General features: G+C 56.7%; 21 protein-coding genes. 14 read left to right on the forward strand and 7 right to left on the reverse strand.

The genetic code is table 11. The features are described from left to right. Window positions 1–244: ArsR/SmtB family transcription factor (locus tag ACGYLQ_RS19400; protein WP_394444444.1), on the forward strand; the 244-nt coding region annotated here is incomplete at its 5' end. A 277-nt stretch (window positions 245–521) separates the two neighbouring features. Here ACGYLQ_RS19400 and ACGYLQ_RS19405 read toward each other — a convergent pair. Next, entirely contained in the window at window positions 522–1445 is a 924-nt protein-coding gene (locus tag ACGYLQ_RS19405; RefSeq protein ID WP_394444446.1) for a cation diffusion facilitator family transporter, read from the reverse strand. Window positions 1446–1516: 71 nt separating this feature from the next. Here ACGYLQ_RS19405 and ACGYLQ_RS19410 point away from each other — a divergent pair, with 71 nt between their 5' ends. The 4 genes from ACGYLQ_RS19410 (at window position 1517) to ACGYLQ_RS19425 (ending at window position 4081) form a co-directional block, all read left to right on the forward strand. Further along, window positions 1517–1990, forward strand: a complete 474-nt coding sequence (locus tag ACGYLQ_RS19410; RefSeq protein ID WP_394444448.1) for a helix-turn-helix domain-containing protein — start codon at window positions 1517–1519, stop codon at window positions 1988–1990. Between the two features lie 364 nt (window positions 1991–2354). Further along, on the forward strand, window positions 2355–2990 hold the full coding sequence (locus ACGYLQ_RS19415) for a TetR/AcrR family transcriptional regulator (RefSeq protein ID WP_067625230.1): 636 nt from the start codon (window positions 2355–2357) through the stop codon (window positions 2988–2990). Continuing rightward, window positions 2983–3345 (forward strand): DoxX family protein, encoded by a 363-nt coding sequence (locus tag ACGYLQ_RS19420; RefSeq protein ID WP_067625232.1) that lies wholly within the window; start codon window positions 2983–2985, stop codon window positions 3343–3345. Before ACGYLQ_RS19415 ends, ACGYLQ_RS19420 begins: the two co-directional genes overlap by 8 nt. A 334-nt stretch (window positions 3346–3679) precedes the next feature. Next, a complete protein-coding gene (locus tag ACGYLQ_RS19425; protein WP_394444451.1) occupies window positions 3680–4081 on the forward strand; it encodes a hypothetical protein in 402 nt (133 codons plus the stop codon). Window positions 4082–4155: 74 nt separating this feature from the next. Here the strand turns inward: ACGYLQ_RS19425 and ACGYLQ_RS19430 are convergent, their stop codons facing one another. Next, window positions 4156–6039 carry a UvrD-helicase domain-containing protein gene (locus tag ACGYLQ_RS19430; RefSeq protein WP_394444453.1) on the reverse strand — a complete coding sequence of 628 codons (1884 nt, stop codon included), beginning with the start codon at window positions 6037–6039 and terminating at the stop codon, window positions 4156–4158. Beyond that, complete coding sequence (locus ACGYLQ_RS19435) at window positions 6036–8237, reverse strand: ATP-dependent endonuclease (RefSeq protein ID WP_394444455.1); 2202 nt, start codon at window positions 8235–8237, stop codon at window positions 6036–6038. Before ACGYLQ_RS19435 ends, ACGYLQ_RS19430 begins: the two co-directional genes overlap by 4 nt. Window positions 8238–9435: 1198 nt before the next feature. Between ACGYLQ_RS19435 and ACGYLQ_RS19440 the strand changes: the two genes are divergently transcribed. The 5 genes from ACGYLQ_RS19440 to ACGYLQ_RS19460 all read left to right on the forward strand — a co-directional run bounded on the left by ACGYLQ_RS19440 (window position 9436) and on the right by ACGYLQ_RS19460 (window position 15559). Further along, window positions 9436–10476 carry a ParB/RepB/Spo0J family partition protein gene (locus ACGYLQ_RS19440; RefSeq protein WP_394444457.1) on the forward strand — a complete coding sequence of 347 codons (1041 nt, stop codon included), beginning with the start codon at window positions 9436–9438 and terminating at the stop codon, window positions 10474–10476. 9 nt (window positions 10477–10485) lie between these two features. After that, window positions 10486–12531 carry a hypothetical protein gene (locus ACGYLQ_RS19445; RefSeq protein ID WP_394444459.1) on the forward strand — a complete coding sequence of 682 codons (2046 nt, stop codon included), beginning with the start codon at window positions 10486–10488 and terminating at the stop codon, window positions 12529–12531. A gap of 98 nt (window positions 12532–12629) precedes the next feature. Then, window positions 12630–12848: a hypothetical protein gene (locus tag ACGYLQ_RS19450; RefSeq protein ID WP_394444461.1), complete on the forward strand. Its 219-nt coding sequence runs from the start codon at window positions 12630–12632 to the stop codon at window positions 12846–12848. Window positions 12849–14961: 2113 nt separating this feature from the next. Beyond that, window positions 14962–15219 (forward strand): type II toxin-antitoxin system ParD family antitoxin, encoded by a 258-nt coding sequence (locus ACGYLQ_RS19455; RefSeq protein ID WP_394444463.1) that lies wholly within the window; start codon window positions 14962–14964, stop codon window positions 15217–15219. After that, window positions 15209–15559: a type II toxin-antitoxin system RelE/ParE family toxin gene (locus ACGYLQ_RS19460; RefSeq protein WP_394444465.1), complete on the forward strand. Its 351-nt coding sequence runs from the start codon at window positions 15209–15211 to the stop codon at window positions 15557–15559. Before ACGYLQ_RS19455 ends, ACGYLQ_RS19460 begins: the two co-directional genes overlap by 11 nt. A gap of 215 nt (window positions 15560–15774) precedes the next feature. On the opposite strand, the gene ACGYLQ_RS19465 is transcribed toward ACGYLQ_RS19460, so the two are convergent. Next, window positions 15775–16710 carry a hypothetical protein gene (locus ACGYLQ_RS19465; RefSeq protein WP_394444467.1) on the reverse strand — a complete coding sequence of 312 codons (936 nt, stop codon included), beginning with the start codon at window positions 16708–16710 and terminating at the stop codon, window positions 15775–15777. Between the two features lie 210 nt (window positions 16711–16920). Between ACGYLQ_RS19465 and ACGYLQ_RS19470 the strand changes: the two genes are divergently transcribed. The 3 genes from ACGYLQ_RS19470 (at window position 16921) to ACGYLQ_RS19480 (ending at window position 21003) form a co-directional block, all read left to right on the forward strand. Further along, window positions 16921–17610 carry a hypothetical protein gene (locus ACGYLQ_RS19470; RefSeq protein ID WP_394444468.1) on the forward strand — a complete coding sequence of 230 codons (690 nt, stop codon included), beginning with the start codon at window positions 16921–16923 and terminating at the stop codon, window positions 17608–17610. Window positions 17611–17743: 133 nt separating this feature from the next. Further along, entirely contained in the window at window positions 17744–19600 is a 1857-nt protein-coding gene (locus tag ACGYLQ_RS19475; RefSeq protein ID WP_394444470.1) for a hypothetical protein, read from the forward strand. Beyond that, the gene (locus ACGYLQ_RS19480; RefSeq protein ID WP_394444472.1) at window positions 19597–21003 is read left to right on the forward strand and encodes a hypothetical protein; all 1407 of its coding nucleotides are present in this window, start codon (window positions 19597–19599) and stop codon (window positions 21001–21003) included. Before ACGYLQ_RS19475 ends, ACGYLQ_RS19480 begins: the two co-directional genes overlap by 4 nt. A gap of 173 nt (window positions 21004–21176) precedes the next feature. On the opposite strand, the gene ACGYLQ_RS19485 is transcribed toward ACGYLQ_RS19480, so the two are convergent. The 3 genes from ACGYLQ_RS19485 to ACGYLQ_RS19495 form a co-directional block, all read right to left on the reverse strand. Further along, on the reverse strand, window positions 21177–21857 hold the full coding sequence (locus ACGYLQ_RS19485; protein WP_394444474.1) for a hypothetical protein: 681 nt from the start codon (window positions 21855–21857) through the stop codon (window positions 21177–21179). 107 nt (window positions 21858–21964) lie between these two features. Further along, entirely contained in the window at window positions 21965–22681 is a 717-nt protein-coding gene (locus ACGYLQ_RS19490; protein WP_394444476.1) for a GntR family transcriptional regulator, read from the reverse strand. A 5-nt stretch (window positions 22682–22686) separates the two neighbouring features. Beyond that, window positions 22687–23598 (reverse strand): hydroxymethylglutaryl-CoA lyase, encoded by a 912-nt coding sequence (locus ACGYLQ_RS19495; protein WP_394444478.1) that lies wholly within the window; start codon window positions 23596–23598, stop codon window positions 22687–22689. A 188-nt stretch (window positions 23599–23786) separates the two neighbouring features. On the opposite strand from ACGYLQ_RS19495, the gene ACGYLQ_RS19500 reads away from it, so the two are divergent. Next, window positions 23787–23966, forward strand: a complete 180-nt coding sequence (locus ACGYLQ_RS19500) for a CoA transferase (protein WP_394444479.1) — start codon at window positions 23787–23789, stop codon at window positions 23964–23966. The last annotated feature ends 40 nt before the right edge of the window (window positions 23967–24006 follow it).

Below are 24006 nucleotides of genomic sequence, written 5' to 3' on the forward strand. Positions count from 1 at the left end.
TGCGCTACTGTCGGACGAACGCAGCGTGCAGGAAATCGTTACCCAAACAGGGCTTGGTCAGCCCAATGTCTCGAACCATCTGCGCTGCCTTTTGGATTGCGGTCTGGTCAGTCGCAGGAACGAAGGTCGGTTCGTCCGGTATCGCCTTGCGGACAGGCGGATCGCTGATCTCATCCGCGACGCAGATCAACTACTTGCCTCGACAGCCGTAGGGGTCGATGCCTGCCGAAGCTATACGGATTAACCGACGTGTCCTGCTGCAATGTTCTATTGGTGCGCCAGGCCTAAAGCAGCCATTTGCGCAGCCGCAGCAAAATGGCGCTTTGTCCGCACTGCGGAAAGTGGCCAGCCCATCGGTGAAGGTCCGCTATGCCGCGCTCAACGGTCAAAACTCATCCGTTTTAGTCACCGGCGGAATCCACCGTTTTCGACCGAGCCGTTTTGTCGACAGGCTGGTGTCCGCTTTGCCGAAAAGCTGCCATCGACGCAAAATCTGCTTTCAGGGCCGATCATCCGTGTTGCTACTCGCCATGTCCGCGCCCGCCGAACTCGGAGGGATCGTCGCAGGCGTGGCGTGCGCATTCCAGCTCCAGCGTCGTGTGCTCGATATCGAACCGATCTGCGAGTGCGGTTTTGATCCGCTCCTTCACGGCGTCTGCATCGGACCAACGGCCTTCGGCAATGACGACATGCGCGTCCAGTGCAGCCCAGTGTTCGTCCATCTGCCAGAAATGCGCGTGGTGGATGCTTTTCACGCCGTCGATTCCGCGCACGGTTTCCAACACCGCCTCCGTCTCGATCTGCGATGGCGAGCCGAGCATCAGGATACGGATGACCGGCCCGATCTCGCGGAAGGACTGCCACAGAATGTAGCCTGCGATCAGAACCGTCACGAGAGGGTCGATCAGCCGCCAGTCGTATAGCAGGATCAGCGTGCCCGCGACGATCACCGCTAACGAGCCGAGCGCGTCAGCCACATTGTGCAGGAACGCCGCGCGGATATTCACGCTGGATTTGGACATAGCGTAGGTCAGGGCGGCTGTCACGGCGTCCACGACCAAAGCAATCCCCGCGATGATGACGATCAGCCAGCCTTCGACCGGCTGCGGATCGGCAAAGCGCATCGCGGCTTCATAGAGCAGGTAGAGGCCGATCACGATCAGCGTGGTGTAGTTGATGAGCGCGGCCACAACCTCGACCCGTCCGTAGCCGAACGTCATTTCTGCGTCCTGTGGCCGTCGCGCGATCTTGCGGGCGGCGAAGGCGATGATCAGTGAGATCGCGTCGGAAAAGTTGTGTAGCGCGTCCGCGATCAGCGCGAGCGAGCCGGAAACGATGCCGCCGACGATCTGCGCGATCGTCAGGCCCATATTGACTGCGATGGCGGCAAAGACCCGGCGATCGCCTGCCTCGGGATCGACGTGATGATGGTGGCCGTGACCCATGAAGGCCCCTTTCGATTCGTACTGCTTCGGGATAGATAAGATCTACAGTGACTGTAGGTTCAAGGGCGAAGATGAAGGAATATTCCATCGGCCAGATGTCGCGCCGCACGGGCGTGAAAGTAACGACGATCCGCTACTACGAACAACGTGGCCTGATCCCGTCGCCTGCCCGGACCGAAGGGGGACAGCGGCGCTATGACGAAGCTGCGCTCGAACGCCTCGCCTTTTTACGGCACGCGCGGGAACTCGGCTTCGGCCTCAATGACATCGCCGATCTGATGGCGCTGGCCGAAGCTCCGTCAGAAGACTGCGCACCCGCCCACGAGATCGCGAGGAAACAGCTCGCCGCGGTTGACCGACGCATGACCATACTCGCGCAACTTCGGGAAGAACTGGCGCGGATGGCGGACACGGACGATCCGGGCCATGTCGGAAAGTGCCGTGTCATCGAAGTTTTGGGGGATCACCGACTCTGTATTGGTGCGCATGATACGACGCAAAGCGGGACGGTTTTTGTTCATCGGAATGCAGACGGAAGCTCGTAGCCAGACATTCGCTGCGCCCTGACGAATGAGCAGGTTGGGTTCCCTCCGGACCTTCTCCGCACCGCATGATGTGCCAAAACTCACACGTTTCTGTCACCGGCGGAATCGACCGTTTTAGGCACACAGGTTGTGGCAAGGGGTTTCTGTCCGGTAGCGGTCGTTCGTGACCGTGCGGCGAAATCCCGGTTCGAGCCCATCCGAGACATTCAGGCAGGCAACTGGAAGGTAGTTGCTCGCGAGTGCCGCGGAAGGCGCGGCCCGAAAACTGCCGTTCGGTCTGCCCATATGCGGCATGATTTGATAAAGGTTGCTTAAATCATATGGTATGGTATGTTACCATATTTCTTCAACAGACAGGCAAGGCATGCAATCCGTTACTCACCGAACTGCACATGGCGCGGCACGCATTCAGGCGCTGACCGATACGGCCGCAGAGCTGTTCCTCGAACGCGGCTACGAAGGCGTGTCAATCGACGAACTCATCGGCCGGGTGGGTGGCTCTCGGCGCAATGTCTACGGTCGTTTCGGTGGAAAGCAGGGGCTGTTCATCGACGTCGTCACTCGGCTGTGTGATGACCAAACCCAGCCCTTGCGAGATCTTGATATAGGTGAAGGGGAGATCGGCCCGACCCTGACGATATTCGGCAAAAGGATGCTTGAGATCGTCTTACAGCCACGCACGCTGGCCCTGCACCGCCTGATGATCTCCGAAGGTCAGCGTTTCCCTGACTTGGCGCAGTCGATCCTGCGGTCGGGACATGAGACCGGCACGGCAATCCTCGCTGAATGGCTTCGTGGGCGGCCCGGATTACGCCACGGCCCTTCGCCCGAAACGCGCGCCGAACAGTTCGTCTTGCTGCTGACGGCCGGCCCGCAACTGCGCGCGCTGACCGGGCACACTGCCCCGGTTTCACCTGACGAACGCGCGCATCATGTGCGCGAGACGATATCGACCTTCCTTCATGGCGCCTTGCGCGGAGACAATAACCAACATGCGTAATCTTCCCTGGAAATCCCTCCTCTCTTGGCTGCTGGCCGCGTTCTTTGTCGTGGGCGGGATCAGCAATATCTTCGCCTCCGGAACCATCCTCGCCGATTACGCAAGGTGGGGCTATCCCGGCTGGTTCCACTACGTCACCGGCGTGCTGGAACTGACTGCGGCGGCGCTGATCGCTTGGCGCCCGACCCGGCTCTGGGGCGCAGGCCTCGCCAGCCTGGTGATGCTCGGAGCCGCGGGCACGGTTCTGTCGCACGGCGAGTTCAGCCATGCCATCGCCCCGTTGCTGGTTCTGTCCGTGGCCCTGACGACGGCTTTTTTCGCTTACCGCGGCCACTGTCCCGCCGATCTAAATTGAACGTAAGCGCGCCGCAGGACTGAGCACGAATGGCGGCTTTGTCCGCATAGCTGCCGTTCGCGCGTTTTGCGACGAACGGCAGCTCTCCGCCCATCCTGCTGGGAGTGGAAGGCAGTCGCTCACGGCCCGTTGCTGCCGTTCGCAAGGCTGGCTATTGCTGCGGCGCAGATTCACCAGACCGGCCATTCGTCCATCGCGCAGCATTTTCGGAGGATGAAGGTCGGCAGTGCGGACTTTCCGACACTGTAGCGAAGTTCAGCGTTTTAGGGCGGTGGGACCGATGTCATTTCAACTGCTAAACTTAATCACAAGTAAAGAATAAGGATCTTTGACGGTGACCGACTTAGAAAAGCTCGATGATGCAAAGCGAAGGTTCATTGAGGCTCAACGCGAAATTGAAGAGCTCAGAACCAAAATCGCTCATGAAGAATGTCCAGTTAATGAGGGCGATGTTGTTCAGGTTAACTACGATGGCCGAGAGTTCTCATTCGTTGTTGAGTTAGTAACCTACCACCTTGACATGGACGCAATGACTGGAGAGTTGCTTGGTCCGGTCGTAGGTGCTGAGACTGGATGGGCAGCATCTGGTCCAAAAATCCGGAAGTCGGATGGTAAGCCTGGGAAGCACCGCTATTGCATCAACGGTGCCGAATTTAGCCTTGAAAATGACCGGTGGGTCTCCCAACCAAAGGGTATCGAAGAAGCTCTCGGGATCGGAAAGCTCGATGAAACCTAAGTCTGCTTGTAATGCGCCTTCTACGCCGATCAGCGTTGAGTTCATGACCATCCGTGGTCTGAGAAATCCTCAGACTATTCGAAGACGTTGATGCAGTCAGGCTCGAAAAAGGCCTTTTCTGTGATTGCATCACGCATCTGTGCCGTATCTTCGGCAAAAATGACTACGGCAAGGTCGGACAACGCCCGCGAGCAACAGACATAGAACAAGCGCCGTGTTCGGCCGATTACGGAGTCCCGCCCGGCATCCACATGAGCCTGATCTGTGTCAGAAAGCGGCGTCACACCAAAGTATTTGCCATAAGAGAATGCGTTCGATCTGCCCTCCTGATCATCAACGACCACTAAGACCTTTTCGAATTCCGCGCCCTTGATGCCTTGCTGTGTGGTAAAGGGCGAGAGTTTTTCGATGTATTTCCGGTAGCCCCACAACTCGGATGCTTCGCATTGCATGAAGCGCAGCGCTGCGTTCTCGGGGGCGGGATCGGCTACCTGTTCTTCAATTTGGGCAAACTTCTCGACAAGCGCGGCGTATCGTTCGTCGAGTCCGAACAAGTTGCTGGCTGCCAGAAAACTAACGACATCGCCGATACGAGCACCGCTGCCGGGCTGAAGCATTGCCACCAGTTCGGCGATTTCGTCCCGCAGCGCATTCAGGAATCCTGCCGTATCTGCAGCGGCCGCGGTTTCGGGCTGGAACTGCGGGCTATGCTTACGCAGCAGGCGCATGATTTCGAATTCGCGCCCCTCCTGACGCGCGAGCGCGACCGGCATGATATACGAGAGGAAGGGCCGCACGACCCAGGCGGTGCCATCGATCAACCCCGAGCTCAGTTCTTCCGATGATTTGTCGTTGAGCGCGCTGTAAAGGTCTGGAAACCCGAGACGCGCCGCAGCCATCCGGTGGACCAGCACCAGCAGCCTTAGCGCGCTTTCATCTTCGGTTTCTAACCAGCCATCATCATTGTCCTGATCGGCAAGCCACTGACGCGCATTTTCGAGCCGTTCTTGTCTCTGGTCGTCAGCCGGCAAGATCAACACCCGTGCTGTGCCTTCTACCGGAACCTCTTCACCGTCAACGATTTCACGGCGTCCGCGTGTCTGCTCCAACCCGTCATCTTCGGCCCTGATCCGGTTGATAACGCGCAACACAGCTTGCGGGCACCTGAAATTCTCAGGCTTTTCCAGCGTTTCCCAGCCGTCTTCGGTCTCGATTGGACCGGCCCCCTGCATGTAGATCTTCTGGACCGGATCACCGAAGAAACCGAGACAAAACCCTCGGGGTGTTTCTCTCGCTACGTGGCGCAAAGCCTCGACAAAGGCGGGGTCTGTATCCTGGCTTTCATCGACAAAGATGACGGGAAAGCGCCGCGTCAGGACACTACGCATCAACGTATGATCCTGAATAAATGCGGGGCCAATCCTCAGAATGTCACTGTGACCGAGCACACCATTGGTGTAATCGCTCCCGGTGCCATAGCGAAAATTCTTGACGCGATCGATCTCGGCGAGTTGATCCTGATATCGCACGATATCCTCGGCCGCACGCGCCTTTGTGGCTTCTCTTGTTTTAGGCTTGTCTATCTTTTCCTGCTTTTCGGCAATCTTCTCGTGTAGCCTGCCTTTCACCCATTCGCGGAGATTGTTCTGGAACGGCTTGATTACGGTCCAGAGAAAGCTGTGAATCGTCGAAACGTGGAAGAGATCGTCATTGCCGACATCACCGCGAATTTCTTCGACGGCCACTTCCGTATAGGTGATGCAGGCAACTTCTTGTCCGTTTCTGCGCAAAGACGCACCCTGCGTGCATTCGATCTGAGCCAAGGCCTTTACGAGCGACGTGGTTTTCCCCGAACCGGCGCCTGCCACCATGACAAAGTGGCGGTTGCCGTCTTTGGCGAGCCGCTCATGAAGAGCCGTGTCGGTCGCTGTATTGGGCTTTCCTATACGGCTTGTCATCCGGCAGCACCCCCGGGCTCTTCGATCTCTTGCTCCGCAACGCCCAGTGTATCTTCAAGCCATTGCAACCCCTCGGCGATGTAGCGGGGCACAGTCCAGCCATCGGGGTCTTTGGCGAGCAATGCGAGGGCGAAGTCTGTTTTCTTGTAGTTCGATCCGTGCACCTTATTGTGCAGCTTCAGAGCAAGGTCTTCGAGGTCCTGCGGCGCGCGTATCCGCAGCTTGAGTTCCCGATTGTGGTATTCCTGAGTCCATTCGAGGTTGTCGAAAGCGAAGGCAACCTCGAGTGTCCGACCGGCACGCTCAATCTGTTCATCGCCGCGTGTGAGGTTGACCGTGCACGGATAGGTGACGCGAACAGAACCCATGGCGGTCGCGTCACCCGGAATGGTTTTCGCCGCGGCATCGGCGGCCAGCAACTCGTCGATCCTGCTTATGGCCGGGAGCCACCGGGCAAGCATCTGGTTCGAGGTAACGGCATTTGGTGTTTCAGGCGTGCAAGTGCTACCCGTTGCGGCATCGTCCTCTTCGTCTTCAGCCTCCGCCGGTTCAGCCTCTTCGCCTTCGTCCACAGTGGCAGCCGGAGTCACGCTATCCAGGTCGGTGACGACCAGTGTCGTAATCCCAAGAAACTCGATAAGCGTGCGGAACAGGTGTGCGTAAGCACCGCCGATCTCCAGCACGCTCAGGTAACACGATCGCAGGCCCGGCGCGGCCTTCGCGATCATTTGCGGCATTATCAGCCGTTCGACATTGCCTTCCACGAGCACTGCGGCATCAGCGAAGAACAGGTCGCAGTGTGTAAGCTTCAAGTATCTTTCCAGAAAGTCTCGGCTCGGATTGCCGGTTGTGCGGTAGAACGCCGACAAGTTCAGAACTGTCGACGCTTGCTGCGTACCGTTGCCCTCGCGCCGGAAGTAGCGGATCGGCTGAAAGCCCCTTTCATACAAGATGTGTGGCGAGTGCGTTGTCAGGGCAAGTTGCGTATGGAACCCGTTCGGCGCGTCGTCCTCTGCGGCGAGGATTTCCCGGACCTTGTTGACGAATACCTGCTGCAGCTGCGCATGGAGATGCGCTTCCGGCTCTTCGACAAAAACCAGATGGACCGGAGGACGCCGTTCTTCCGTAGCAACCCATTGCGCGTGAAGGTCGAGCAGCTCGACCACCATGTAAATCAGGTTCTTAAAGCCAAGGCCGTTATACTTGTCGGGGAGCGTAAGCCCCTCATCGTTTAGCGCATAGTGGACGTGTGCGCCGTCTTGGCTGTTCATCACCGTTGCGGGATTGAGCGCGGACTTGATCATCAGTCGCGGGTTAGTCAGCCCCGGGTATCCCAATTGCGCGAGGCGCTCCAGCATGTCAGCGAAAACCTGACGCAGGTGCTCGTTTAGCAGCGCCTCCGAGGCCGCCAGCGCTCTTATTGCATTCTGGTCTTCCTCGTGACGTTGCAGATTGCGCTGATAATAGCGGCTCAGGTGTCTGGAAAGCTCCTCGGCGCGGCTGCCGCCTTCACTATCCGAGAGGTGGCGCTGTGCATGAAGAAAATCGACTTTGATCAGCGAGCTAATGATATCCTTGCCGGTCCGCCCCTGTTCACGGAGCAATTCCTGCGGCTCGTAGCCGTCGTTGGGCTCCAGATCATCGTTGAACTGCGCTTCATCAAGAATGTAATATTTGAACTCGTACTCTTTCCCCAATTCCCCTTCAAGGAATTCGCGTAGCGACCGCGGCGGGGCGATATAGGGCTCCTGACCTTCGGGCGTTTCTATCCCCGCCACAGCTTCTTGCGCCTGTTGGTGCCGTTCATTGAAATGCGCCAGCGTTTCGTCTGCGTTGCGCGGCGCGAAAGCGATGCGAACACCGACCTGCGATCCCTCCCATTCGAGACGGGGAAGCAGATCGAGTACACGATGAAGGTCGTCCTGCTCCACGGTAAACCATAGATCGAGCGACAACACCGGAAGTGAGGCATTGTCATTCCCGGCTTGAAACGCAGCGATATCACTCCAGCGACACGCGCTGATATCGTGGAAACTGACGCGATCGCGGGTAGCGTTGACAAAGAAATTCAACGCATGGCCGACAGACGTCTTGCCACTGTTGTTCGCGCCAACAAAAATCGAGATATCCCGATCAAGGTCAATTTTAACATCCGCCAGGCGGCGAAAGTTCCGAATGGCTAACTTATTCAAATGCATCGTCAATCCAAATTAAAATCTGAGCGCTCATGTTGTCGCGTCGTTTAGCGCGATGTTCGCCACACTGCCTCTATGAATCAAGATACTTTAGCAAAAACTCGCGAGAGTGGGTTTGTCTCACTCAGCCAGTGAGGTGTCGAAAATCGCTCCGTGAAAGCACTCGCCAAGTATTACGTTTGCCGCAGGACCTCTTTGGCCGTGGGGCCATGCCTCGAACAGCTGTTTCCCGCCCTCCGCATCAACCATCCTGGTTCCGATCCGGAAAGGTGGGCTAATGTCCGGTTCGCCAGATCATCCTTGGCCCGTTCGCGCTTGCGGTGAACGTCTGCAATCCGCCCTTTCTTCAAGAGAGCTTCTCAACTGCAACGGAAACTGTTCCTCCGCAGCGAACGGCAGCATGGTCCGCTCACCGGACGTTACCACTGGCCGCAGCGGAGGGCTGGGTGGCGGCCAAAACTCATACGTTTTTGATACCGGCGGAATCCACCGTTGAGAAGCCTAAGTTAGACTCCGTGGACGAAGATGTTCTCAATGACGGAGATATTGGTCCGGTTCCCACCCGCAACATACTCACTCGGCAGAATATTCCACCTCACCAGCAGGAACGGCCATTGCGTTCAAGCATTCAGGTAACTCTTTATTTATCAAAGGTATGCTTCGTGTTCCAGTTGCGGGTGACGGAAGCATCTTCAGCCCCAAGCTCGTCCGAAATAGACGCTTCACGGTCGGGGCGAAGGGTGCTGAGGAAAAGTACGACAACTTTGAAGCGGCTCTGCTCGCGCTGCTCAATATAAAAAAGCCACGTTGGCGCCGACCAAATGCAGCAGGCAATTGGGGCATCGTTTTTGGGCATGCTTGGAGGGATATCGAGACGGGATGATGTTTTATCATCTCTCGATGGTCTGCTTTGGGAAACGCCGACTGGTCATCGGATGCGGCACAGCATCTGACAACTCACTGCTCATATGGTCCGCTGCCACGGTCATCTGGCAAGAGTTCCTCAAACTGGAATAAACTAAATATTTCGGTTTCATCCGAAGAAGCCAAGATCAGTACTACGGCGATTTTCGCGGCGAAAAGAAGGATAGCTGATGAGTGTCAAATGCGTTTGCATTAAGGGCGGGGACGGTAAGCAGAAGAACACTGCTGTTAGAGATGAGTTCGCCGAATGTGTTAAAATTAGTGAGAAGTTTTCGTGATGACCACCGCTAAAAAACTAAAGTCTCCCAAGATGTCCGGCACTACGACTTCCAGGGATGTTGAGAGTCTTATCAATCAGGGTCGTGCTGAAGGTGAAGACAGGCTCCGGCAAGCCGGCCTTCTACTCGAGGAGATAGACATAGATCAGATCGACGAAGAGCATTTTGTGCGAGACCGGATAGCGCATGATGAGGATGCGTTTCACGAACTGCGTTCTTCGATTTATGCAAGCGGGCAAAAGACGCCAATTGAAGTAACCGTAATCAGCGATCCTGACGAGCCGCTTCGCTACGGGCTGGTGTCTGGTTGGCGCCGTTTGCATGCGATCCGAGAGATATTTTGCGAAACAAGAGACCCGGGATTTGCGACGATCAATGCGCGCGTTTTGCAGCATGATGTTAGCTCAGCGCTGGTCGCGCTGGCGATTGAGAACGAAGTACGCAAGGGCATCTCACCGTTCGAAAGGGCGCTTTTTATCCGTCGCACGGTCGAAGCGGGCGCGTTCGCAAGTGTCGATCAGGCCATTCTCAGCATGTACGGACAGGCCAGCGCAGCAAAACAATCAAAGATCCGAACACTGGTGAGGCTCGCTGATTTCATCGGTGCTATCATCATCCATCCTGACTGCATAACTGAACAAATTGGCCTCCGGTTAGTAAAGTATTTCGATGCAGGCGCAGGCGATCTCAAGGCGCGTAAAATGCTCGAAGAAGCGCCGAAAGATAGAACTAAGAGCGAAGAGCTGGCACTGCTTAGAAAATACCTTTCTGACGCTAAGCCTTTATATGATCGCCAAACTGCACATGACCGGAAGGGGCGAGGTCGACCGAAGGTCAAACGCTTTGTCGCTCGCCATATGCCCAACGAGCGTGCGGTTCAATTTGTAGGCGGTAGGTTGCAGTCACCGTGCCGCCTTATTGCCAGCAACGACGGGGCATTCCGACTGACTTTTGAAGATGGCACAGACCTACCCGAAGAGGCCGCCACGGTCGTACTCGAGGATATCGCTAATGCCCTCAGCAAGAGGACCGCGAAATAGCGGGTAGGGGTGCGCTCGCTTACGTGGATTTTCGTCGCGAAAATAGAAGAGCCGCTTTGCGCAAAGGGAAAAGCAGGTAATCAAACCTTATTTCTCCATACAGGGGATCAGACCAACCTACCGGTCATGGAAACGTTTGAAAATATCATCGCTCTTGGGAACGCTGCTGCGAACGCCGGCGAACCCTTGGTAAATAACTGGCCGCAAGTGCGCGGCGCCCTCTTGATGCTCGGAAGGGCTGCTGGCGGCCCTGACAAGGTACAGACATCAACCTTTCATATTCAATTTCCGGCGAGCTTTGACGCACTGTCGACGGATCAACAATCCTTGATCCCAAACCGGCATGTCTATCGGACTGCGCGCGCCCAAGTCTCTCTTCTCTTTTCGCCGTCCGGTGAGATCGAAGATCCGTGGGAGCATTTACGCACGCTAATCCGGCGCTCAGGTCGGGAGGAGATTGAACGGGCTCTGCCCGGCCTTTCGGAACCCGCGAAAGCGGCTGGAATGAACCCGGCAGACATTCGGACTAACTGGGTTTGGTCTCTCGACGCAGAGCGTGGAGTTCTGACCGATGAACAGCTGCAACGTCGCGCCGAGCGTGAGCGAAAAAAACAACCAAAGGCTAAGCTCTCATCCTCTGTGCGCCAGCGTCTGCGCCGGGGTGTGACGGTTTTTAATGAATTGTTCGACCTTCCTGAGGTTGCGAAAAGCGGCCTGTTGCCTCCTGATCCAATCGGACCGCCGCCGGACTATGACCGGCAGGGACGGCGAATCTATTCCCTCCCACCGACGCTGGCCCGCTATCAAGCTGCGGCACTCCAAGGGCCTAAAAGCGGTTTGCAACAAGTGTGGCAGGCCATATGTGTTTCAGGTTCCTTCGGTATGCCTAAGGATCCGGTAGCTGACGATCTGCTCATCAAGGATACCTGGAGATTGATCACACAGCTTCCAGAATCGACCACTGGCGTTTCTGACACAACTTGGCAGATATATATTAACCGCGTCCGTAAGTTGCTGTTACCACATGCGACTTTGCCTGTACCCGAGCACTTGCCTTCATGGCTCGAGGATATGATCGAGAGTCGCAAAGAGCGCTTGCCGCTCCAAGCTCTATGGCGGCTCATGTGCGAACGCGACATAGTCGACGCCACGCCGGACGATCTTCTTCATCTGGCTACTTGGCGCGAATTGTGGGCTGAGGTTCCATCGGGGGTAAAGCGTAGAACTTGGGCAACGTATGAGGGCAAGTCGCGAAAGATGATGGTGCGCTACTCTGATGCGGGGAACGACCCGTATCGCGTTGTGACGCGCACTTGGGCTGAACTTTCGAAGGCAGCTAAGGCAGCACTCGATCCCATTCGCAAACCAGCCGAGCGCGCCCTAATGCGCCCTCTCGACCTCACACCCGAGTGGGTTTCCGCGCAGGACCTGGAACCAGCACAGCAAGCTCAGATCACCGACGCTCTGAGGGAGGTATTCTTCATGTCTGCATTGGTATGCCGCCCTGACCCTGCTGAGGTCGCGTGGAGTGCTCTGCGCGCTGCCATGAAAGCCCAAGGCATCAGAACCATGGGGCTCGCCGACATCTCCGGCCCAGCCATTGATGACGGTAAGGCGCCTAACGACCTTAGCTTGGATTGGGGCATCGATGCCGCGACTAAGATGGTTCTACATAAACGAACAAAATTTAGCATGCAGTTGCACAAACTCGATAGCCTGTTGAGCATCCCTGACTTGGCCACAATGCTATATGCAGAGCCTATCGGTCCGCTGCCCGATCTCGCCCCGGGTAGAAAAAATGAACCACCTGTGCAGATCATACGCCAAACGGATGCTGTCACGGCTACGCATAAACGTCGGCCAAGTACGTGCCGCGAGGCTCGCGCTACTGTCCGTAAAGTTTGGAAGGAGGCAACCAGAGTCGGAGCGAACGCCGAGATCAACACACTCGGGGAACTGTTGTTAGCAGCGGGGCCACTCGATCTCGATCAACGAACACGCCGCAAAGCGGCGCGGTTGCAGGAAGACCTGTTGACCCACAAGGAAGCGCTCTAACCAATTGGATTTAATAGATATAAAGCCGATTTATCCGCAGCACTAAACTCAAAACCAAAGCTGTGTTAGAGTGGGCCAAGCGGAGGGAGAACGCTGCGATGACAAACTCAACGCCGGATGAAACAGACCCAGAGTGGATAGAATGGTTCTCCAAGAAGATGGATGAGGCCAGCCCGGAGGAAGAGGCGTTCTGGAAAAGACGGCAACGTCTCGGGCTTGGGGTTGGCCTCGATGAGGACGGGAGCCTTGTCTATGCCAAAGACCTTCCCGAAGCCAAAAAGACCTCGAAGCCAAGAGCCGTAAATAGAGGTGTTTAATAGTGAATTTAGAATCCATTTGTCGATAGTCAGGCGCTGTCGCTCTCTGACGGCTGGGCCGCAGCGAGTGCCAAGGGGAACGGACAAAGCGCCTGAAAGTGCTTCGCGACCTGCCGCACCTTGTCATGGGGAAGCCCCATCTCTGACATGAAAGACAGTTGAAGCTCCGGGGAGATTTCAGAGAAGAAGGAGAAGGCCGGTCCCATGGCAGACTGAGCGGTCTCAATGTCTGAGATTGCGGCGGCAAGCTGACAAGCCGAAAGGTTCGCACCATATGGTGCGTTCACAGTTTCGAGAATCTTCGATCCGACGTGCATTTCTCCTCACATACGCGCCATTGGCAAGTCAGGCGCTGTCTTCCTCTGACGGCTGGGACGCAGCGAGTGCCTGCATGCGCTTTGATGGGCCTTTGTAACGCGCCCCTCGGACGAAACCGCCGTTAGCGCGTGCCATATCAGCGTGTGAAACCTGACCAGAGCGAAGTAGTTCTTCATCGCGCGCACGCGCGGCGGCTTTCTCAGCTGCGCGGTCTTTGAACGAAAATCTGGGCGCCTTGGGTTTCATGTTGCCTCCCTCGCGTGAAGCTTATCACATCGATGTCGGTTTCTTACTGGGAAACCGGGACACCTGTGGCCAGCCTGTGCCGCACTTGCAGACAGACCTACGCTCGAACTGGTGTTGCGTGATCCCTGGTGGCACTTCGTCAGGTTTGCGCCTCACAGTATTGCCGCATGCCCAGCACCGCACTTCTATGTAGGTGACGCCGAGTGAGAAAAGTTCGTCGGTAATGGTGCTCACCCTGGTAAATTATCAAGCCTATGCCGCTGAAAGAGGGTTTAGGATCCAGCCAGCCAGTAGACGGATACGTAGGTTTCTTTCGGTTTCAAAGTGGCGTTCCCGCGGGAACGCTACTTTACCGCAGTTCGGCATGTCCCTGAGCGCGCATGATATGACGTGCTGCTTTTCCAGGAGCCCCAACCTATGAACCGTGACGATAGCGTGCTCCCAGCCAGGAAAAGTGGCGATCAACGCTTCTGCGCACTGGACCTGCCGCTATCTCGCCGCGATCCTCAAAGTAGCGTTCCCGCAGGAACGCTACTTTGAAACACCACCGAATAGTATCGAAGGTTACACGATCACCGTAGATCGTAACCTTCTGACAAATGGTGACGTTACTTGCCAGTACGAAAGCAAATTGCATAGTTTTTGCGGTTTAAAATGAAGGTACCGCACCAGTTCGGAACCGCTATTAGCACGCGCCATATCAGCGTGTGAAACTTCACCTGATCGAAGGAGTTCTTCATCGCGGGTGCGGCAGCTTTCTCTGTTGCGCGTTCTTTGGATGAAAGGCTGGCACCTTGGGTTTCATGTGGTCTCCATCCTTCGGGCCTATTGCATGGATGTCGATTTTCTCCGGGGAAACCGCGACACTTGCGGCCAGCCTGTGCCGCACTTGCAGACAGTCTATGTCGCTGAAAGAGGGTTTATGATCCAGCCAGCCAATAGACGGATACGTAGGTTTCTTTCAGTTTCAAAGTGGCGTTCCCGCGGGAACGCTACTTTACCGCAGTTCGGCATGTCCCTGAGCGCGCATGTTATGACGTGCTGCTTTTCCAGGAGCCCCGACCTATGAACCATACAATAGCGTGATTCCAGCCAGGAAAAGTGGCGATCGACGCTTCTGCGCACTGGACCTGCCGCTATCTCACCGCGATCCTCAAAGTAGCGTTCCCGCGGGAACGCTACTTTGGAACACCATCGAATAGTATCGAAGGTTACACGATCACCGTAGATCGTAACCTTCTGACAAGTGGTGACGTTACTTGCCAGTACGAAAGCAAGTTGCTTAGTTTTTGTGGTTTGAAATGGATGTTCCCATGGGAACACCTGTTTCAAACACCGGTCGTGCCCCGCGAAGTGGTGTAGGAACTGACCTTCGCCTGCTTCTTCATAACTGGTGTCGCGCGTTCCCTGGGCGGTGATCATCGCGTCCGTATCCGGAGGCGTTGCACACCTCAGTCAGCACTTCTTTGCACGAGAAGTTTACTCAAAACTCTCGACAACCGATTACTGGCCTTATACTACTTAGTAGCATAAGGCTGAGGTGATCCAAATGAGCGTGAAAGCATCCGTATCCATCAGCGAGGCTCAAGAGGCTTACGCGCGCGACCTCGTGGCCCAGGGGCGCTATGCCACTCTGAGCGCAGTCGTGCAGCAGGGGCTGGAACTCCTGAGAGAACAATCACAAGCGACTGATGCACTACGTGAGCTTCTGGCCAAGCGTCAGGCTGGCACCTTTGTGTCACTTGATGAAGGTGATCGCCGGACCCAAGACATGATTGCGCGGAAGAAGGCCGAACATGGTCTTTGACGTCGTTCGTAGCGACGGCGTCGATCACGACCTTGACCTAATCTTCGATTTTCTCATCAAGTCAGTGCAAGAGTTCGGGGAAGATGGCCAACGTGCTTTCAACCTCGCGGAGCAAAGACTGGCCGAGATAGAAAGCGCCATGCGCAGCCTGGGCGAGGCCCCCTATCAGGGGACTCGCCGTCCACATCTGGGCAAGCGCATTCGTAACGTCACGAAGGGTCGCGCCGTCCTCTATTTCGATGTGGATGATCACCAACACCGAGTACGCATTCTTGCGATCTTCTTCGGAGGCCAGGACCACGAAGCACGTATATTAGCCCGCCTACTCAGCGAAGCTTGACTGCGTCGCAGTGACAGACAGCCCTCCTTGGGTAACGTTTAAAGGCGAAGAGGCGCCACAAGGTGTGGAAGCAGATGATGTTCTTATCCGACCCACTTTCAAATGAACGGCTGGGAAGTGACCCCCCGTAATTTTGAATTCCTCCCCGGCTCATCTCTTCCTCAAGCGCGAAAAAGATCAAAGCGGACCCCTAAAAGTGCCATTCTATAACCCTGTTAGTTCGCTTGGTGAGCAAGCTCCTTGAGCCCGCCGATCACGAATTTTTCGGGATCTTGCTCCTGGATCAGGTGACTCCGTGAGCTGGCGCTCATGGAAAGCCCCGCGAGGCGCTTTGCGCGCTCTCGATCCATAGATGCGAATGCCTTGGCAAAGCTCTCGGCAAGTGCGGCCGTGGCATTCAGGATATCAGATTCCTTAACCACTGCATTCGCCTGGCTTTCCTGTGCGGCATTGAGCCGAAGAAGTGACCGCGCGATGTCCTTGCGATGTTCCTCTGGCGCCCCGAGGGGGGCGAAGTCACGGATTGCGCTTTTAAGTTCCTCGAGGGCAGCCTTTAAAAAGGCAGTGCGGTCGAGCGTGTTGAAGTCCCCAAGATCTCCTTCGATGAAAGCTTGGACCATGTGATCTTTCTCATCCACTAAGCCCATGCGAAGCATGCCGGAGAGCACTCTCTGGGGCGGCACCCCTGAAGACTGGGCAATGGCTGCCACACTTTCCTGTTCTTCGCAGTGGCGCTCCTTCAAAACGACAGAGTCACAGATGATCGCCGCGCGCTCGATCAGTTCTCCGGGTCCTATGGAGGAAGCCCCCGTGATGCCGATTCCGGCAAGCCGAACGGCTGCGTTTTCAAGACAAGCCGCGATGTCGCGCGGTGAAACCAAAGTGTCGGCGCCCTTGAGGGCCTTTTTTGCCAAGAGCAAAGTCTGCTTCAGTTCAGGCGGGCTGTCCGCGTCAATAACCTGACGCCAGATCTGCTCGCAATCACCGATGCTTCTGAGGACTGGCCTGCTCGATCCGCGACTTGCATATGCGACTCTGGGATCATTGGCCTCCAGCACTCCTGTCTCTGCAAGGCGTTTGGCTTCATGTGCAAAACACCGACCCGAAGCAATGCAAGTGTCAGTGACAATTCTGAACTTTCCTACGCTCATGCTAAATACCTATAAAAAGGGTTAGTTTTAATAAGTCCCACCTGAGTGGTCAGTTCTGGGGATAGTGCATGACCGGTGTATAGTCCATCAGAACGCCCCCGGAGGGACCTGTCGGGTTCGGATATCCCCCACATTTCCGGCTATCAAACCTAAATCTTTCTCACCTGCAGTCCCCGGGCTCATCTCCTGTTCAACGCGACAGGAGACATCATGATCGACCAAGTCAAGGCCACCCGCAAAGCCGAAGAATTGCGCAAAACAGAAGAACACTTGCACCGCGGTCGACCCCTCACTGCGACGGTCTTGGGCCACCATCTTGCCGGGGCATACCGCGAAACGGCAAGCCACATTGCCAAAGACCAGGGCCTCGCACCCGAAGGGAGCACATATCCCTGGCGCCGCATCTGGCAGCAGATCCACGGTATCGAAGGTAGCCACCTCGCAGGACATCTCGACAAGCTCAAATCCCGCCACCCGAAATCCGCGATCATCGGGGGCATCGAGGATCTCGAAGCCGCGCTGCGCGCGCCGCTGGTCAAGTTCCCCGGCATGGCCGCACTACTCGGAACGCACCCCGACACGCTGCGCAAGCAGATCAAGCGTGGCCGGGAGCTGCCGTTTCCCGTGCTCGACCTCGGCCTCCGCATGCAGCTCTACCGGCCGCTCGACGTGGTGCTTTGGCGCGATGAAGAACTCCTGCTCGACCTGCCGGATGCCGTGCATGTCGCCCCAAAGCCTCTGCCCGAGCCGGAACAGGATCAGGATCAGGATCAGGATCGAACGGCACCAGCACCCAAGGCAAAGGCGATAGCCAAACCTCAGCCTCAAAAGCCGCCAGCCGACCGCAAAAAAGCGCTTTTTGCCCCTGCGGCGCGGTCTAAGCGGAAGGCTGCGGGATAGCCGGAAAAAAGCGATACGTCCGCATTCTTCCGGGTCCGGTAAATACAGGGATGAACCGCTTTTTCGGCGGCTTAGACAGACAAATGCGGTTTAAGCGGACAATTTCACCATCAACCTAAACAAGGAAATCAATATGAAGCACCTCTTCCCCAGCAAGGCCAAAAGCGTCACGCCAGTTCAGGCACCTGCCAAGATGGAGACCATGCAGGACGTGATCGACTACATCGATGTCCATGGCCCTGCCTATCTCTCCAGCCCGCTCAAGACACTGCGCAAGAACCTCTTCGGTGCCAGCCCAAAGACGCTGAAGATCGCGGACTTCGATGTCACCTTCCCAAAATCCGAGCGCGGCATCCATCCGCGCCCGGACCTGCCGCAGAAGCTCAGTGCCTACAAACCCTGGCGGGAGAAATGCCGCAATGCCATCGCCAAAGCCACCGGCGCGGAAACCGAAAAACAGGAGTTGCGCGCGCGTGAGGACGGATGGGCCGACCTGCTGGCGGCGGCAAAACTGCACCTCGCTGAAAATGGTGGCTTGATCGCGAAGCAGTCGATCAGCCCGCTCACCACTTTCGCTGACATCTGCCGGCGCGCCGGGCTTGAGCCTTGGGATCTGGCGAACCCGGATGCCACCGACCGGATCGAGAAGGCCTTGCAGGCCAAGACCGAACGCGGGGTGGTGCGCTCCGCGCAAAAAACCCTGAACACCTTTTCCTTTTTGCCCGAGCTCGCTGCCCTGCTGCCGGCCGATCCGGTGCCGATGCAACCGAGCCTGCGCGACCTCGATGCTCTGCCCGCCCATGTGGATGAGGTGGTCCTCGCCATGATCAAAAAAGCCAGCTCCACACGCGATCGAACCACCGGCAAGGATGCTGTTCGGGTTGGGAAACAGGCGCGCGACCGCTACCGGGCGGCGCTGCGCCACCACCTTCGCGCGCTGCCGCACTGCAAGCCCCACCACAACCCGGACCCGCTGATTGACTATCCCAGCCCAATCAAAGACCTGACTACTGTTAATGACGTCGAGGGGCTGTTTGCCGTCGATCACCTCTGCGCGTCACTGCGGCGCACAGAAGAGGTTGAGCACCTGCCAGGGACGCTTAGCCAAAGCTCAGCCTACGCCTATTACAACAACATCCTTGTGGTCTTGAGTCATAACGGGTTGCTCGATAACGAGACCGTCGAGATCCTCAAGAGCAGCGAATTCTACCAGCAGGGCAAAGAGCTGGCCGATGGCATGCGTCCCGCGACCAAACGCTGGTGTGAAAACCTCATCGCAGACCCGACCAAAGAGCGCCGCTTCCGAAATTTGCACCGGCTGATGATGCGCGCCGCGAAGAAGATCATCGCTGATGCAAAGGGCCGCGACATGACCCGCGCCGAAATCGAGCGGGTTCGGGCGCTTGGCACTTGCGCCGCGGCTTCAGCCATCGAGTGGGCCGGTGCGCCGATCCGGATGGCCAACTGTCTGGGCTTGCGGCTGCTTGGCACTCGGCAAAACTTCTTCAGGCCAGGTCAGAGGAGTTCAACCTACGAGTTCTTCCTGAACAAAGAAGAAACAAAGGCCGGGGAAGAGATCGCCCCAGTTGAACTGAATGCCGATCTGCATGGTCCCGAAGTAATGGATTGGTATATAGAAACGATCCGACCGCTGTTTCCGCACGCCGATGACAGCATTTATCTCTTCCCTGCGGTGGCATCCTCGGGGTCGCTCACCAAGAACACTTTTGATGGGTGGTTCCAGCGCGCTTCGGGCGAAGTCGGGCTGCACATGACGTTCCACAAATGGCGCCACGGCTATGCGACGCTCCTGCTCGACACGAATTGGGGAAATCTCAAAGTCGCGGCTGATATGCTGGGCAACACCATGTCAGTCTGTGAGACCAACTACGTCTGGATCAACAAGAAGAAGCTGCACAAAGACGGCCAAAAGATCATGGTGGATCGCAGTCACAAGAAAGACGCTGAGATTATGGGGGGGCGCGTATGATCCCCCGCCACGTCACCCTGCGCCAACCGCACATGCAGCATCTGATCGACCTGCCAGAAATCGATGAGATGTCGGACGACGAGCTCCGGACGCTTGAGCAGCTGATGGCTTTTGTTGTCGATCAGGATATTGAAGATCCAGAAGCCTCAGACATCCGAGCCTTCTGCGCGTTGCGCAATCAATCCTCCGCAGATCTCGAGGCCCTCAGTTCTGCAATGCAGCGCCTCGAGATGCCTGAGGAGTTCATGGCCGAGGTAGATGAAGTTGCTGCGGCCATCCGGCATCGGACCGAGTTCAAAGGCATTCCGAAAGGCCCGAATAGAGGCTACGTGCGGGAGGTATCAGTGCCTCCGGAAGAACTCCCGGCCGACTGGCAAGTGACACTCCGCAAGCTGCACAAGCTCGGGACGCTCGATCGCATGCAATCCCGGCTGGGCATGTTTGCCTGGTCCGCCCGGCAGGTCGGTCTCCCGGTCGATCTCGGCTGCATCGAAGCTCTGCAGACATTCTACCAAGCCTTGCGAAAACGCTCGATCGACTACCAAAACGCACAGAACCAGAAGAAAGGCCTGGTCAGTGACATCGACACCCCCCGCTGGGCCTACCTACGAGGCACATGGGAGGAACTCTATCGCTTTGCCCGGGCCCATGGCTGTCACCACGAGACCCTCGAAGAACTTGGGATCACGTTCCAAACCCTGCGCGCTAAGGAAGATAAGCAAAGCAGCTTGAAGATGACCAAGGTCATGAAGATCGGATCGGCCTCGTCCTTGTTGGCCGAAGCTCGGCAAATGCTCACCGCCGCCAACGATGTCGAGCGTGCGGACTGGCGGCACGCCAGGCGTAACTGTGCCGCCGCAATCGCGCTTGGGATTGGCGTTCCCGCCCGGCCCCTGGATGTGTTCGAGCACCACATCTTCGGTCAAGGCCTCTTCTACGAACACGGCGCCTACGTCTTCCGCTATCATCCCCAGAAAACGCGGCGCACCATCAACGAGCCCTTTGAAGTGGAACTTGCCCCCGAAACCTGGTCCCCTTTCATCGATGCTCTGATCCTGCAAGATCAGGATCCACGCTACCTTGACGATCTGCGCGCCAAGGCAATTGCCGAGCAGCGGCCGCTCTACGTCAATTACAACGGTAGGCGCTGCGCTTACCCATGGTATAGTGCCCAGTGGGCCAAGGTAACTGGCACCGGCGGACATATCGCGCGCACCTTGATTTATGACGAGATGGCCGACCTGGGCGAGTTCGGCATCCTTTATAGCAAAAACTCGGTCCATCATTTCACCAACCAGATCGGCGATAAATACCGCTCTGGTCAAGCGATCGCAGCGAGCCGTAGGATTGCAAAATCAGCCATGATGACGCGCGGTCTGGATGACGACATTTCTGCCCTCTGATAAGCTGCTAAACCACGGCATACTGTGCGTTTTGTTCTGTTGAAGCGGTCTCAGAGAATAGGTAATTTTTTATATTTCGCTCTCGGCATAAGCCTTTGGTCGACCAAATATTGGCGGATTTTGCTACTGAAGATAACGTCGAGCCCTGTCTGGTTTTGTCAGTAGGCAAACGTTCAATTACCGTGCAGATTGAAGACCTGACGAAGCGCTTCTTCGGATGGGGCGCGACCGAATAGTCTAAATCGCGAAAGATGCGGCAGGTGCACAACTATTTGCCCGTTTTCGCCTTTAAACCGATGCACACGGATATTCCCCCAACCTGCTGGAAAACTGACCTCATGCTGGGCATTAAGGATTTCGACAGTAGTGCGTGCGGCTTGGTTCGAACAGACGACGATTGGCCCTCGCCGATTTGGCATCTCCAGCGCCTCAGTCCAGAAGGCCTTGCCGACGTCCAAGGCCGCAGACCTTTGCGCTCGCGATAACCCGTCCCAACTGGTGCTCCTGAAGGGCGCCACAACCCCTGTTAGCACTCGCAAAGGATCGACTTGAAGAAATTCACACATCTTAAGGAACTGATCGGTAATCGGAGATTGTGTGGTCGCGCGCTCTACCTGGTATGAGTTGCCTCTCTCGTCGGATACCACCCGGAGTTCCGCGTCGTTGGGCGCGCGCCCAGGGTTTAACGAGAGAAAGGTCAGATCGCTATCGCCGAGAGTACGCCACGGGCTGTAAAGTAGTTTGTACCCTTGATCAAAACCGTGTGTGGCTTCGGTCTGCTTTAACCGATCTGACCATAATCCTCTCGCGGCGTCGGTGGCCAGAGCGGCTCGGGCGTTATGCTCATGCGTCATGGTCCGACTCCTCTTTGATGTACTTTCAGTTCGTCTTCTGATCTTGATTTTCTGCCGGGTTCGGCCTGTGGCAGCCGGAGCGTCCCCTCAGTTCGCAAACGCTAAGACTATCTCTCGTCAGCTCGTTCCTTGTCAGCTTTTGCGAGATCGGCTGCAGCCTGCAGGTGGGTGGCCATTGCCAGCTCCGCCCAGTCGGGTGCGCGCGCAACGATGGCGTCAGAGATGTCGAGGTGATGCCGTGCCGAACGCCGCATATCCTCTTCGCTGTACATGCGGAAGGTACGTGTCACCAGCGCAAGATGCACGACCACTGAGAGCATCGCCTTAAGACGTGACGAGCGCGCCGCCTCGAGTACGAGACTGTGGAAGGCTTTATTGGAATCCGCAATAATGCGAAAGTCTTTCTCGGAGCGTGGCGGTACGTGGTGCGCCATCAGCTCGGCGAGTCGCCGCAGCTCAATGGCTTCCTCCGGTAGAGCTCGAGTGGCGGCACGCCGCGCTGCATAGCCTTCGAGCATCATGCGGATTTCGAAGATCTGCATGACTTCGTCATCCGCCAGAGCCACCACTCGCAGCCCTGGCCCAGCATCACGAGTTAGTAGGCCCTCGAGCAGCAGCCGCTTCACCGCCTCCCGCACGGGGGTCCGCGACATGTTCAGGCTTTCGGCAAGATCTGCTTCCGTTACTCGATCGTTCTCGCCCAGGGCCCCTGAAAAAATCCGATCCCGGATCGCCTCGTAAGCTTGTTCTGCGGCCGGCCCTTTTGGTGCGGCAGGCCGCGCGAGTTGGGCGCCAGGCGCCGACGAGGTCGAGGTACGGGTCATGTGTCTCAATTCGATGGCTTGCTGGCTGGCGGAAAGGTTCCAGCCTTCATTACCATGCCCGGGACCTCGTGGCCAAGCTCGGCTTCGAGCCAACGGGCGGCTTCGGCTGCCCGTTCAATGTCCCAGCCGGTATCGTACCCCGCTCTCCCCAGCATATAGGCGAGATCCTCAGTTGCGATGTTTCCGGTAGCGCGTGGAGCAAAAGGGCAACCACCTACCCCGCCCAAGGAGGCATCGAATGAACGTACACCCGCTTGCAGTCCCGCCCACGCGTTAGCAAAGCCTGTGTTGCGGGTGTTATGCAGATGCAGGCGGATCGGTAGGTCCGGCCAGCGCGCCTTCACCGCTCCTACACGCTCGAGGATGTCCGAGGGCGCCGCTACGCCGATCGTATCAGCCAGCGTCAGCTCGGCGGGCATTTCCTGCAATGCCTTTTCCAGTACCTCTATCATGCGCGCGACTGGCATCTCCCCCTCAAACGGACAACCAAAAGCAGCCGCGAGGGTCAGTCCGGTGCCGATTTTCTCCTCGGCTGCATGGGCTACCTCATGCCAAAGTGCAATTCCGTCTCCCGTCGACATACCTTGGTTTCGGTAGCTAAAGGTGTCGCTCAGTACCACGGCGAAGTTCACCTCGTCGAGCTTCGCCGCAACCGCCCGATCGAAGCCTCGTCGGTTCAGCGCAAGGCCGATGTATCGTGCTTGCCCGCGCGGCAGCGCGGCGGCCAACTCCTCGGCATCAGCCATCTGTGGAACCTTCTTTGGATTCACGAAACTGGTGACCTCGATTCTACGTGCACCCGCAGCAATTGCACGTTGGATCAGAAGAAGTTTTGTATCCATTTTTAGTATATGATTATCATTCTGGATCCCGTCCCTTGGAGAAACCTCTACAATTTCAACTGTTTTACTGTTCATAAATGACTTCCATGATCTCGTTACAGATTTACTTGTTTACTTTTCATCTCATAATGTATCCATTACTGACAAGAGCAGTCTTCGGGCATGGAGGTGTCCGGGCTGCAAATTGACAGACGGGAGGACAGCGGGTGCAACAAGCAGACGCGACGCGGCAGGGGCCGCTTTCAAACATTCGGGTACTTGAGATGGGCCAACTTCTCGCGGGCCCCTTCTGCGGGCAGCTTCTGGCAGATTTCGGCGCCGAAGTAATCAAGTGTGAGCAGCCCGGCCTGGGCGATCCGATGCGGGTCTGGGGCCAGGAAAAGCCGCACGGCAAGTCGCTCTGGTGGGGGTCGAGTGGGGCTGAGTGCAGAAAACCCCTTTAAGGATTTTGCGCTTCTATTTTCCGCCAACGATATTCGCCTG

The sequence above is a fragment of the Sulfitobacter sp. 1A12779 genome, from assembly GCF_043557315.1.
Classification (GTDB): Bacteria; Pseudomonadota; Alphaproteobacteria; order Rhodobacterales; family Rhodobacteraceae; genus Sulfitobacter; species Sulfitobacter faviae.